This window comes from Terribacillus aidingensis, assembly GCF_900215625.1.
Lineage (GTDB): Bacteria > Bacillota > Bacilli > Bacillales > Amphibacillaceae > Terribacillus > Terribacillus aidingensis.
This window is the reverse complement of the sequence record NZ_OBEK01000002.1, coordinates 614763-626892: the sequence shown is the minus strand read 5'-3', so window position 1 is coordinate 626892 and position 12130 is coordinate 614763. Positions and strand designations below refer to the sequence as shown.

Here is a 12130-nt window from a genome sequence, read left to right as displayed (position 1 = left end):
CATAACAAGAGAAAAGGGGAAGGATCATGGAATCAGAAGCACATATTCTAGTAGTAGACGATGAAGAAAGAATTCGCAGACTGGTGCGTATGTACTTGGAAAAAGAAGGCTATACGCTGGATGAAGCAGCGGATGGAGAGCAAGGCCTCCAGATGGCGACGGAAACCGATTATGATGTTATCCTGCTCGATGTTATGATGCCTGGCAAAGATGGTATTGAAGTTTGTCAGGAGATTCGTAAAGAAAAAGGCACGCCGATTATTATGCTGACCGCAAAAGGCGAAGAAGCGGACCGGGTGGAAGGTTTTGAAGTTGGGGCCGACGATTATATCGTAAAACCATTCAGTCCGCGGGAAGTTGTCCTGCGAGTGAAAGCGTTGCTGCGAAGATCTTCCACAACCAAATATCTTCATACCGATGCGAAAGCGAAGGATTTGCTAGTTTTTGCCCATTTGACCATCGATAAAGATGCGCACCGCGTAACAGCGGATAACCAAGAAGTGACGTTAACACCAAAAGAATATGAGCTGCTGCATTTCTTGGCATCTACACCTGACAAAGTTTATGGGCGGGAAGATTTATTGAAACAAGTTTGGAAGTATGAATTCTTCGGGGATTTACGAACCGTTGATACGCATGTGAAAAGACTCCGAGAGAAGCTGAGTAAAGTATCCGAAGACGCAGCTAGTATGATTGTGACTGTATGGGGTGTCGGATACAAATTCGAAGCGGAAAAAAGCTAATGCTCTGGGGAAGTGTTGTCAACAAGCTTTGGCTGACCATTCTCCTGCTTGTTTCGGTGGTTCTCGGCTTGCTGACCTTCTTGCTGCTCGAGTTCTTTGGTAATTTCCATATTGAAGAAGCAGAAGAAAGACTTATGCAGACTGCAGCTAAAGTATCTATTCTACTTGAGGAGATAGATAACCGAGGCACAGTCTTTGATACGGCCAATCGTGTACAGGATCCCAACTCTCGGATTGCAATCTTACAGGGAGATACATTTTGGCTGTCAGAGCCTGATACACAGTCTGACGCCTTGCCCGGTGTGAACAAGAATTGGTTTTTAGAAGACACTGAACTTAGCAAGGCGGTTACGGACGGAAAAGAAGTGTCAAAACGGCTTGTTCTCCCTGATACAGATGTAAGTGTTCTTGCGGTAGGTACGCCGCTTGCGGATGGCAATGGTGCTGTTTACGTGTATCAATCATTATCTGTCGTAAAGGAAACAGGCAATCAGACTACCCAAATCATTTTGCTTGGTGCCGGTATCGCGTTTGTTCTGACAACTGTGTTTGCATTTTTCTTATCTTCCAGGATTACAAAACCGCTTATAAAAATGCAGGACGCAGCACTGAATGTTGCTCGTGGTCAGTTCGGAACAACCGTACCAGTTGTCACACATGATGAAATTGGTATGCTGGCAACTGCCTTCAACAAGATGGGAAAACAATTGGAATTTAATATCAATGCACTCAGTCAGGAAAAAGAGCATCTAAGCAGAGTGGTGAATGCCATGGTAGATGGCGTTGTAATGATTAACCGGCAAGGTGAACTGACGGTAACAAATCCGCCTGCTGAGGCTTTCATTCATGACTGGCAGTTTGAAAATGGCGAAACATTCCACGAAGTGCCTGGTGTTTGGCTGGAAATCATGGAAAGTGTGGTTACGACTGCTTCGGAAGTGACGCGGGAATTAACGATACAGGGAAGAGAATGGGTTATTATCGCCACCCCGCTTTATGACGATGCTGCGATACGCGGTGCGGTGGCAGTTGTACGTGATATGACCCAAGAACGTCGCTTAAACAAACTTCGAGAAGATTTTATAACAAACGTTACGCATGAACTTCGTACGCCGATTTCCCTGCTTCAAGGGTACAGTGAAGCAATCATTGATGATATCGCTGATACGGTTGAAGCAAAAAATGAACTTGCTCAAATTATCCATGATGAATCACTGCGGATTGGCCGCCTCGTTAATCAGCTGCTTGATTTGGCCAGAATGGAAGCAGGAGATACACACTTAATAATTGAGGATGTAGATATTAATCCTTTCTTAGAACGTATTGTTCGTAAGTTTCAAGGTTTAGCTGATGATAGACAAATTAAGCTTGGTTTAGTGAATGCGGTAGATAAACAGACATACCAATTTGCGCCTGATTCATTAGAACAAGTACTGACGAATTTGATTGATAATGCAATTACGCACACAGAAAATGCTGGTTCGGTTCAAGTGACTGTCTCCGATGACTCGGAACAGCTAGTTATAACGGTGAAGGATTCCGGAAGCGGTATTCCAGAAGAAGATCTTCCGTTCGTTTTCGAACGATTTTATAAAGCCGACAAATCCAGAACAAGAAAAACGGGCAAAACTGGAAATGGTTTAGGTCTGGCTATTGCTAAAAATATCGTGCAAGCGCACGGCGGAACGATTAAAGTGACAAGCAGACTTCATGAAGGAACGACCTTCACTATTCGCCTGCCGCAGCATACAAAAAAGATATAATATGATAAAATAAGCTCGATTCAAAGCATGTACGGTGTCGATCAGACTTGATAGGGAATACGGTGAAATTCCGCAACTGTCCTCGCAGCTGTGATTACCAGCGAAAAGAACATAACCACTGTCCGATGGATGGGAAGGGTTCTTAGTAGAAAAAGGTATCAGTCAGCAGACCTGCCTGTATGCTTCTGTTTCACCGCTTCGGGGACTGAGCGGCTGAAGCGACAGCTTCTGATGCTCTTTCCTTTACAAAAAGGGAGGATTTTTTTATGAAGAAAGTACTACATATGCTGAGTGCACTGCTTTTAGCAGCAGGTATACTCGCAGGCTGCGGGACAACAGAAAAGTCGCAGCAAAATAACCAGCAGGCTGAGCAGCAGACCGAACTGCAAGCCACCATCACCTTAACCGAAGATGGACAAGAGATTAGCACAGAAGAAGTGGCTTTTGAGGAAGGTGCTAATCTGATGGATGTGATGAAAGAGAATTTTGAAGTAGAAGAAGAGGGCGGTATGATCACGTCCATTGAAGGTCACAGTCAAAATGATGGTGAGAGCAAATACTGGCTTTATACGGTCAACGGCGAAATGGCACAAGTTGGAGCAGCTGACATTGAACTTTCAGATGAAGATGAAGTAGCCTTCAATCTGCAAAAAACTTCTTAATGTTTGCAACTCGTAAACTGACACTGTTGGCCATGCTGACAGCACTTGCTGCGGCAGGCAGAATTTATGCGAATGTATTGTTCCCATTTCTGCCTAATTTGCAGCCGATGACGAGTGTCATCATTATTTGTTCCCTTTTGTTAGGTCCAGCTGCGGGTGCTATTATTGCCGTTTTGTCTACCTTATTATCCAATATGATATTGGGAATGGGGTTATGGACATTATGGCAAATGCTTGCTTGGGGACTCATTGGACTTTTATTCGGCTCGATCGGGAAGCTATGGAGAAACCCGCATCTGCTTGTTATGACAGCTGCAAGCGTACTGACAGGCTATATGTATGGTCTGCTCATTTCACTGCCCAACCTGTTTATTATGGAGCATTTTCTTGCTTATTACGTGGCAGGCTTAAGCTTTGACACGATGCACGCCATCGGCAATGGCATTTTCTTTATTATTTTGTATCCTGTCCTGAGCAGGTTATTTGACAAGTGGATACCTGACAATAGGAAAAAAACCACTTCCTCTTAACAAGGAAGTGGTTCTTATATATGTGTTAATGCTTCTTTTCCGATAACTAAGTCACTCAGCTTAATAGATTCTGTAGGACAAGACTCATGTGCATCTGTAACATCTTCCTGCAAATCTTCCGGCACAGCAAAAGTACCAGTATTGCGATCAAGCAGGACAAATGCCAGTCCTTCATCATCGTAATCGTACACATCGGGCGCGACAGCTCCGCATGTTCCGCAGGCGATACACGTATCCTGGTCCACATATGTATACATTACCATCGGAGATTTCCCCCTTCCGCTTCCAACAAAGCTATCACATGCTTTATACTAAGTGTATCGCGTAAGGAATCGGAATACAAGTTTAGAAAGGTTGATCCTCATGCTTCTGGCTTCCATCATACTTCATGCAGTCCAGCCTATCCGCAACGAACGGAGTACGGCCTCCATTTACCATCTCCTCCAAGGCAAACGTTCAGCCCAGACACTTCAAGATGCCCACATGTATGGTTTGACAAATTTGTTTGGTATTTATCCGAAGCTGTCTCGGGAATTGTTTGACCAATTGGCACAGGACTTACTGGAGAATAAAATACAGGTGACTGAAACACCAATCCCGTATTTCGATGGAATGGCTTATCAGTCGCAAACCGACACCTTTTTGTATCGGCTGCTTTTGCTGCTCCAAATGCTGTCTAATCAAGCAAACGGAGAAAAGCATTATATTCCTGTTACCGATCAAGCGCAAGTGCAATATTGGGTCAAGCAGTTATATCGACAGAAGCAGCTGCAGCTGGGACATTGGCGAAGCTGCTTATATGAAGAGCTGTACGGCTTGCTTGAGAAACTGCCGGAAATGCAGGCAGGTTTATTCGTCGACCGAATAAGCGGCTATCAGCACATCGGTTTAACAGCAGCACAGCTGGCGGTAAAATATAATTTGCAAGTAGTAGATGTACCGCTATATCAAACATCTACAATTCATTACTTCCTGGATCAAGTAAGAGCAAACAAATCGCTGTTTCCGTATCTTGGAACACTGGTGGAACAACCAAAACAACAATCTCACACAATTACATCCACTGCGCATAAAACGAGGATGATGCTCGAACGCGGTTTGACACTGGATCAAATTGCAGCGGCCAGGGGATTGACCGAGAACACCATTAAAGATCATATTGTCGAGATGACGTGGCTGGAAGGCAGAAGGCTGGCAAGCAGATTTATTGGCGAAGCTGATGCAGCTGTTATTATGGATTGTGCGGAAAAGACAGGCACAAATAAACTGAAACAAATTCATGCTACACTCAACGGAAAGTATGACTATTTCCAAATCAGAATGGCGCTTGCGCTGCGGAATGAACAGGAGGTGGAGACGTGAAGACAGACTTGCAGCAAGCACTAAAGAAATATTACGGATATGATCAATTCCGCACTGGCCAATTGGAGATACTAGAAAGTGTGATGCAGAATCGCCATACACTTGGTGTATTACCGACCGGCACCGGGAAATCTGTTTGCTATCAGCTGCCAGCTTTCATGCGGAGCGGACAAGTCATTGTCGTCTCACCTCTACTTTCCCTGATGGAAGATCAAGTAAAGCAGCTGCGAGCAAAAGGATTCAAGCGAGTTGCAGCATTGAACAGCTTTCTTAATTATGAAGATAAGCAGCAAGTGACGCGCAATCTAGCTTCTTATGATCTTCTTTATGTATCACCGGAAATGCTTCAAAATGATTATTTGATCAGCCGACTGATGCAGCTGGAAATTCAATTGTTTGTCGTCGATGAAGCGCACTGTATTTCCCAGTGGGGAAAAGAATTCCGCACCGATTATTTGCGCTTGGCTGAGGTAGTTCGAACACTCAGAAACCCGCCCGTTCTGGCACTGACTGGAACAGCTACGCCAGAAGTACAGACTGATATTCAGCATCTTTTGGGGGATTTGGAGATGGAGAAGCATATCTACCCAATGGATAGACAGAATATCGCTTATTTTGTACAGGAAGTACAGGATCAGCAAGAAAAGAATGAAACGATGCTCGCTTTGCTTAGGAAAATACAGGCTCCGACCATCATCTATTTCTCCAGCCGAAACATGGCGGAAAGTGTTGCCGCGCTGATTCGAATAAATATGCCGGATATGGCATGTGCCTATTACCATGGCGGAATGGAGAATGAAGACCGAATTTTGATTCAGCAGCAGTTCCTTGCTGGCCAGCTTCAGATCATCTGCTGTACAAGTGCTTTTGGAATGGGTGTAGACAAAGAAGATGTGCGTTTGATTATTCATTATCATCTTCCAAATGACAAGGAATCTTTCATTCAGGAAGTAGGCAGAGCTGGCCGAGATGGCAAGGAAAGTGTCAGTGTTGTGCTGTATAGCACTGGTGATTGGCAAATTCCTGTACATCTTATTGAACAAGATTTGCCAGAACAGTCTTCCATCCAGCAGCTGATGCGAAATCTATATCAGCGGGTAAAAGCTGGAATGACTGATTTGCCTGCTTACGAGTTAATTTTGCAGCATATTCCCATTGGCGAAACGCAATGGCGATTTTTACTATATCAGATGGAAAAACATGATATAGTAAAGGGAAATCAGCTGCAGTATAATGCACAAACCTGGAAGGATTTTCTGGAGCAAATAGAGAAACTTGTTGGTGATCGAAAAAAACATAAATTGGTGCAGCTGCAGCGTATGAAGGAATGGGTTTACACAGATACATGCAGACGCCAAATATTATTTGCTCACTTCCAGCGCACCGTACGTCCTGCAAGCGGACGCTGCTGCGATAATTGCGGAGATACCCTTCAGGACTGGGAAACAGTACCAGTGAGCGTGCAGCAAGATGCAGCAGGCTGGCGAGAGCAGCTCCGTTTCCTTTTACAGCAATGAAAACGGATAATGGAAGGAAGGACACTTCAATGGCAAAGACAGAAGAGAAGGACCTCGATCTCGAAGAATTGGTAGCGTCCGTGACCCAGTCAACGGATGAAGAACAAACAGCTGAACATGAAGAAGTATCTGATTTGAAAGAGGAAGCGGAGTCAGAAGGCCAGCGTATCGATATTCTAAATCTGCCGCCTCGCCGGACAGTCCATGATGGAGCTCGGACAGGCTTTCGTTTGCGCTGGAATGGCATTCTGGTGAGGTTTATCATCTTGACAGTCATCGTGTTAGCCGGAATCTCGTATATCATGCTGTATACGGATGTCCCGTCGCTGTTCCCCGACTTGTTTTAGTCCGTTTTCAGTTTGGACAACAAGGGTATTTTTAGCACAAAGATTAATATACTAACTATACGTACAAAGCTAACTATTCGAATAGGGAAATCAACTTAAAAAATGGACGCATCTATAGGGATGTGCCGCGTACAAAACATAAGGCGAATCATATGCTATCTATATCTAGAATGGCATCCAAGGGGGAAAAGTGATGAAGTTAGAGCGCGTATCATTAAATCAATTCAAGATCTTTCTTACTTTCGACGATTTAATCGAGAGGGGCTTGACAAAAGAAGATCTCTGGCATGATCTTCCTGGCGTTCATCAGCTTTTTCACGATATGATGTTTGAGGCAAGTGATGAATTGGGCTTTGAATTAGAAGGAACACTTCTTGTTCAAGTTCATATTCTGCAAGCACAAGGGATGCAAATTATTGTTACCCAGTATCCGCAGACAGAAGACTTTGAAGAAGAAGAGGATTATATCGAAATGAAAGTGACATTGGACGAGAGCAGAGAGCTTATCTTTTCCTTCACTGATTTTGAAGATATCATCAGCGTTTCCCATCAATTACAGCAGGTGGGCATTGAAGACGCTGCCGTCTATTTTATGAATGATTTATATTATATGGAGATTCAGACGCTGCTTCGCCCGGAACAGCGGGAAAATTTAATTGCAGTGATGTCCGAGTTTGCCAACCCAAGCATCGTAACGTCGGTGCGGCTCAATGAATATGGCAAGAAAATTTTTGAAGATGATGCAGTACGGCAGATTTGCTCGTACTTTGCTTGAGCTATAGAAGATACCGGTCTATGAGGTGCACCCTGAAGGTTAGTTACGCTAACGCTTGGGGTGCAGCTCGCTATTGCCGGTATCTTTTTAATTTTATCTGATTCTATTTGTTCTCATTATCCATCTGTCTGCTTTTTTGATAGAATGGATAGGGAATAGAAAGATGTAATTTTTTAATAAAGATGGGGAAACTTTTAGGAGGTAAAGAACAGTGGCCGACAAAGCTGCGGAATCCACCAACAACAAGCATAAGGAAGTATTACAATCGACACAAAGCGTTGTACAATCGGCTTTGCAGAAACTTGGGTATCCTGATGAAGTCTTTGAATTATTGAAAGAACCAATTCGAATGATGACAGTCCGTATTCCAGTTAGAATGGACGATGGAAGTACAAAGATTTTCACTGGGTACCGGTCACAGCATAACGATGCTGTTGGGCCGACAAAGGGAGGCGTACGATTTCATCCGGAAGTAAGCGAGAGTGAAGTAAAGGCGTTATCTATTTGGATGAGTCTGAAGGCAGGAATCGTTGATTTGCCATATGGCGGCGGTAAAGGCGGAATTATCTGTGATCCTCGGGAAATGAGTTTCCGGGAGCTTGAAGGAGTAAGTCGGGGATACGTACGGGCAATCAGTCAGATTGTTGGACCGACAAAAGATATACCCGCACCTGATGTTATGACTAATTCCCAGATTATGGCCTGGATGATGGATGAATACAGCCGGATGGATGAATTTAATAATCCTGGTTTTATTACCGGAAAACCAATTGTGCTTGGTGGATCACATGGCAGGGAGACTGCCACTGCCAAGGGCGTGACAATTTGTCTGCGTGAAGCTGCGAAGCAAAAAGGTATTACCTTGGAAGGGGCGCGTGTAGTCATCCAAGGATTCGGTAATGCAGGCAGCTATTTGGCGAAATTTATGCACGAAGCTGGTGCGAAAGTGATCGGTATTTCAGATGCTTACGGGGCGCTGCATGACCCGGAAGGCTTGGATATCGACTATTTACTTGATCGCAGAGACAGTTTCGGCACAGTAACCAACTTATTTAAAAGTACAATCTCCAATAAAGAACTTTTGGAGCTTGATTGCGATATATTAGTACCAGCGGCCGTAGAAAATCAAATTACCGAGGATAATGCATACCAAATTAAAGCAGGGATTGTCATTGAGGCAGCGAATGGACCAACAACATTTGAGGCGACTAAAATACTGACAGAGCGCGGTATTTTACTAGTACCTGATGTGCTGGCTTCTGCTGGCGGTGTGACCGTGTCTTACTTTGAATGGGTGCAAAACAACCAAGGTTATTATTGGACAGAGCAGGAAGTAGAAGAAAGATTAGAGAAAGTGATGCTGAAAGGGTTCCATAATGTCTACCAGACTTCGCAAACTAGGCGAGTTGATATGCGCTTGGCAGCTTATATGGTCGGGGTAAGAAAGATGGCCGAAGCATCCAGGTTCAGAGGCTGGATCTAATTGAAATAAAAACAGTGCTCTTATTCTGCAGCTGTCAGGGTAAGAGCTTTCTCTTTTTCATAGAAGAGAGGCAGAAAGGAGCAGGAACATGCAAAAAGAAAAAGTAATTATCATCGGAGCAGGACCATGCGGACTTTCCGCAGCAATTGAATTGCAGCAAGCTGGCATTGATCCGCTGCTTATCGAAAAAGGCAATGTTGTCAATTCTATCTATCAATACCCGACACATCAAACGTTCTTCAGTTCAAGTGAACGCTTGGAAGTAGGCGGTATGCCATTTGTAACAGAAATGAAAAAGCCAGTACGAAACCAAGCACTAGCATATTACAGGACAGTAGCACAGCGTCGAGACTTGCGAATACATACATTCGAGCGCGTCATGCAAGTAACAGGTGAGGCAGGGAATTTCACAGTTTCTACGAAGACAATTAAAGATGAAGAGAATAAGTACCAAGCTGATTTTGTCATTGTGGCAACAGGCTATTATGATCAGCCATACTTAATGCAGGTGCCTGGTGAGGAGCTGCCGCATGTGTTTCATTACTTCAAGGAAGCACATCCTTACTTTGGTAAAAATGTAACAGTTATCGGCGGAAAAAACTCTGCTGTGGATGCGGTGCTGGAACTGCATAAAGCCGGTGCCAATATTACGGCTCTTTACCGCGGCAGCACGTATTCTAAAAGCGTCAAGCCATGGATTTTGCCCGAATACGAGTCGTTAGCACGTAACGGATACATTGATCACAGATTCAATGCACATATTAAAGAGATTACAGAAACACAGGTCATCTTTGAGGAGAATGGCGAAACGCACGCTGTGGAAGCGGACTTCGTATTCGCAATGACTGGCTATCGTCCGGATTTACACTTGCTGCAAGGTATGGGGATCAACATTCATCCAGAGACAGGTAAACCAGATTATCACCCGGAAACGATGGAATCTAACATACCAGGTATTTACATTGCTGGCGTTATAGCTGCCGGAAACAATAATAATGAAGTCTTCATCGAAAATGGCCGTTTTCACGGTGGGAAAATTGCCGCATCAATTGCAACACGCAGCTGAAGGGAAGGATTTGTCCAATGAAAGGTAAAGTTGTCTTAGTAACGACAGGTGGTACGATTGCCAGCGTACCGAATGAGGAAAGCGGAAAACTTGCATCTGGTGAAATGTCGGGCGAGGACTTGCGCAGCCAAATTGCATTGCCGGATCATATTGAAGTATCTGTCGTCAATGCGCTCCAAAAACCGAGTATGCACATCACTTTTGAAGATTTGGTTTACTTGAAAGAATTGATTGAACAGCAAATGGAGGATCCGGAAGTATGCGGAGTTGTGGTGACGCATGGTACGGATTCACTAGAAGAAACAGCCTATTTCCTAGATTTGACGATACAGGATTCTCGCCCAGTCGTTGTTACAGGCTCTCAGCGTGCTATTCACGAATTAGGTTCTGACGTATACATCAACTTGCGCCACGCTGTTTTGACGGCATACGACGAACAGTTGCGCGACTGCGGCACAGTGGTTGTTTTTAACGAGCGCATCTTTCCTGCTAAATATGTTAAGAAAGAGCATGCTTCAAATATCCAAGGCTTCAACGCGTTTGGATTCGGCTATTTAGGTATCATTGATAACGATAAAGTATATCTGTATCAAAAACCTGTTAAACGGAATACATATGCCCTGCAGAAGCCGCTCCCGCAAGTAGAGATTATTAAATGTTATTTACAGGCAGACGGTAAATTTATAAAAGCGGCTCGTGAAGCTGGTGTGCAAGGAATTGTATTAGAAGGAGTAGGCCGCGGTCAAGTGGCTCCTAAGATGAAAGAAGAAATCCTTCGCAGCTTGGATGCTGGAATTACCGTGATGCTCACAACAGCTTCTGAGGAAGGGAATGTCTATACGACATATGATTATGAAGGCAGCGCTTATGATTTATATAAGTCAGGTGTTTTGCTCGGCAAAGATTCAGACAGCAAAAAAGCCCGCATGGAGCTTGCTGTTGCATTGGCTTCGGAACAGAGAGACAGATTACTCTAGACCGGAGGACCTATTTCCTTTTTCTTTCCAGTAGCATATTCCCAAAAAATCAAGAGCATGGTACGATAAAGACAGATTGTTAGTTGGAAGAGGTGCTACCATGCTTACGATTCTTTCCGCTGCGATTGCCCCAGCACTCGCACTCCTTACTTTCTTTTATTTGAAGGATCGTTTGGAGCCAGAGCCGCTGAGCATGGTACTGCGGACGTTTCTTTACGGGGCTTTGCTTGTATTCCCGATTATGTTTATTCAGTATGCATTGCAAGCTGAAGGGATCGGAACCCCCCCCATCGTTTATTCGTTCTTTACGATAGGATTTTTAGAAGAATTTTTTAAATGGTTCATATTTCTGTATACAGCGTTCCGGCATACGGAGATGGATTCGGTTTACGATGGCATTATCTATGGCGTCAGCATCAGTTTAGGCTTCGCAACGGTAGAGAATGTATTGTACTTATTTGCTCATGGTGTTGACTATGCCTTCACAAGGGCATTATTTCCTGTGTCTTCCCATGCACTTTTCGGCGTGCTCATGGGCTATTATCTTGGCAGAGCCAAATTCGGGAGCAAACACCCACGGCTGCGAATAGCGGCTGCGATGCTAATTCCTTTCCTGCTGCATGGATTTTATGACTACATCTTGGTAGTGGTGCAGTTCCATTGGATTTACATACAAGTACCGTTCATGATCATTTTATGGACGATTGGTTTGCGGAAGGTAAGAGCAGCAACGAATCACCCAATTGAAAACATACAAACGACCAAATTATAGAGTCAGGCAGACAACACTGCCTGACTCTTTTTTTGCTAGCTGGATTGCATATTTTCACTATGCTGGAAGAAAGCTATTGATAGTCAGATAAGTTTAGGTTGGAGGAAATGAACAATGAGACAAAGAAAAATTC

13 protein-coding genes and 1 riboswitch are annotated in these 12130 nt (G+C 44.1%); of the genes, 12 read left to right on the top strand and 1 reads right to left on the bottom strand.

Going from position 1 to position 12130, the window contains the following annotated elements; all coding sequences use genetic code 11:
* Positions 1–26 precede the first annotated feature (26 nt).
* From CRO17_RS08430 to CRO17_RS08415, 4 genes are all read left to right on the top strand, one after another.
* Positions 27–743, top strand: a complete 717-nt coding sequence (locus CRO17_RS08430) for a response regulator transcription factor (protein WP_097041197.1) — start codon at positions 27–29, stop codon at positions 741–743.
* Entirely contained in the window at positions 743–2506 is a 1764-nt protein-coding gene (locus CRO17_RS08425; RefSeq protein ID WP_097041195.1) for an ATP-binding protein, read from the top strand. The genes CRO17_RS08430 and CRO17_RS08425 overlap by 1 nt, the downstream gene beginning before the upstream one ends.
* 15 nt (positions 2507–2521) lie before the next feature.
* Positions 2522–2698, top strand: a riboswitch (cobalamin riboswitch).
* 74 nt (positions 2699–2772) lie between these two features.
* Positions 2773–3168 (top strand): DUF4430 domain-containing protein, encoded by a 396-nt coding sequence (locus CRO17_RS08420; RefSeq protein WP_218839525.1) that lies wholly within the window; start codon positions 2773–2775, stop codon positions 3166–3168.
* Positions 3168–3698: an ECF transporter S component gene (locus CRO17_RS08415; RefSeq protein ID WP_097041193.1), complete on the top strand. Its 531-nt coding sequence runs from the start codon at positions 3168–3170 to the stop codon at positions 3696–3698. The genes CRO17_RS08420 and CRO17_RS08415 overlap by 1 nt, the downstream gene beginning before the upstream one ends.
* 14 nt (positions 3699–3712) lie before the next feature.
* Here CRO17_RS08415 and CRO17_RS08410 read toward each other — a convergent pair whose 3' ends face one another.
* On the bottom strand, positions 3713–3961 hold the full coding sequence (locus CRO17_RS08410; protein WP_077308924.1) for a ferredoxin: 249 nt from the start codon (positions 3959–3961) through the stop codon (positions 3713–3715).
* A 100-nt stretch (positions 3962–4061) separates the two neighbouring features.
* Between CRO17_RS08410 and CRO17_RS08405 the strand changes: the two genes are divergently transcribed.
* From CRO17_RS08405 to prsW, 8 genes are all read left to right on the top strand, one after another.
* The gene (locus tag CRO17_RS08405; protein ID WP_097041191.1) at positions 4062–5060 is read left to right on the top strand and encodes a YpbB family protein; all 999 of its coding nucleotides are present in this window, start codon (positions 4062–4064) and stop codon (positions 5058–5060) included.
* Positions 5057–6577: a RecQ family ATP-dependent DNA helicase gene (locus CRO17_RS08400; RefSeq protein WP_097041189.1), complete on the top strand. Its 1521-nt coding sequence runs from the start codon at positions 5057–5059 to the stop codon at positions 6575–6577. The genes CRO17_RS08405 and CRO17_RS08400 overlap by 4 nt, the downstream gene beginning before the upstream one ends.
* 29 nt (positions 6578–6606) lie before the next feature.
* A complete protein-coding gene (locus CRO17_RS08395; RefSeq protein ID WP_097041187.1) occupies positions 6607–6924 on the top strand; it encodes a hypothetical protein in 318 nt (105 codons plus the stop codon).
* Between the two features lie 193 nt (positions 6925–7117).
* On the top strand, positions 7118–7699 hold the full coding sequence (locus CRO17_RS08390; protein ID WP_097041185.1) for a genetic competence negative regulator: 582 nt from the start codon (positions 7118–7120) through the stop codon (positions 7697–7699).
* 211 nt (positions 7700–7910) lie between these two features.
* A complete protein-coding gene (locus CRO17_RS08385; RefSeq protein WP_097041183.1) occupies positions 7911–9182 on the top strand; it encodes a Glu/Leu/Phe/Val family dehydrogenase in 1272 nt (423 codons plus the stop codon).
* Between the two features lie 88 nt (positions 9183–9270).
* The gene (locus tag CRO17_RS08380; RefSeq protein WP_097041181.1) at positions 9271–10248 is read left to right on the top strand and encodes a YpdA family putative bacillithiol disulfide reductase; all 978 of its coding nucleotides are present in this window, start codon (positions 9271–9273) and stop codon (positions 10246–10248) included.
* Between the two features lie 17 nt (positions 10249–10265).
* The gene (locus CRO17_RS08375) at positions 10266–11225 is read left to right on the top strand and encodes an asparaginase (RefSeq protein WP_097041179.1); all 960 of its coding nucleotides are present in this window, start codon (positions 10266–10268) and stop codon (positions 11223–11225) included.
* A gap of 100 nt (positions 11226–11325) precedes the next feature.
* On the top strand, positions 11326–11997 hold the full coding sequence (gene prsW, locus CRO17_RS08370; RefSeq protein ID WP_097041178.1) for a glutamic-type intramembrane protease PrsW: 672 nt from the start codon (positions 11326–11328) through the stop codon (positions 11995–11997).
* The last annotated feature ends 133 nt before the right edge of the window (positions 11998–12130 follow it).

Coding starts and splice junctions, on each gene's coding strand:
- CRO17_RS08430 (WP_097041197.1), top strand. CDS start 27: ATGGAATCAGAAGCACATATTCTAGTAGTAGACGATGAAGAAAGAATT.
- CRO17_RS08425 (WP_097041195.1), top strand. CDS start 743: ATGCTCTGGGGAAGTGTTGTCAACAAGCTTTGGCTGACCATTCTCCTG.
- CRO17_RS08420 (WP_218839525.1), top strand. CDS start 2,773: ATGAAGAAAGTACTACATATGCTGAGTGCACTGCTTTTAGCAGCAGGT.
- CRO17_RS08415 (WP_097041193.1), top strand. CDS start 3,168: ATGTTTGCAACTCGTAAACTGACACTGTTGGCCATGCTGACAGCACTT.
- CRO17_RS08410 (WP_077308924.1), bottom strand. CDS start 3,961: ATGGTAATGTATACATATGTGGACCAGGATACGTGTATCGCCTGCGGA.
- CRO17_RS08405 (WP_097041191.1), top strand. CDS start 4,062: ATGCTTCTGGCTTCCATCATACTTCATGCAGTCCAGCCTATCCGCAAC.
- CRO17_RS08395 (WP_097041187.1), top strand. CDS start 6,607: ATGGCAAAGACAGAAGAGAAGGACCTCGATCTCGAAGAATTGGTAGCG.
- CRO17_RS08390 (WP_097041185.1), top strand. CDS start 7,118: ATGAAGTTAGAGCGCGTATCATTAAATCAATTCAAGATCTTTCTTACT.
- CRO17_RS08380 (WP_097041181.1), top strand. CDS start 9,271: ATGCAAAAAGAAAAAGTAATTATCATCGGAGCAGGACCATGCGGACTT.
- CRO17_RS08375 (WP_097041179.1), top strand. CDS start 10,266: ATGAAAGGTAAAGTTGTCTTAGTAACGACAGGTGGTACGATTGCCAGC.
- prsW (WP_097041178.1), top strand. CDS start 11,326: ATGCTTACGATTCTTTCCGCTGCGATTGCCCCAGCACTCGCACTCCTT.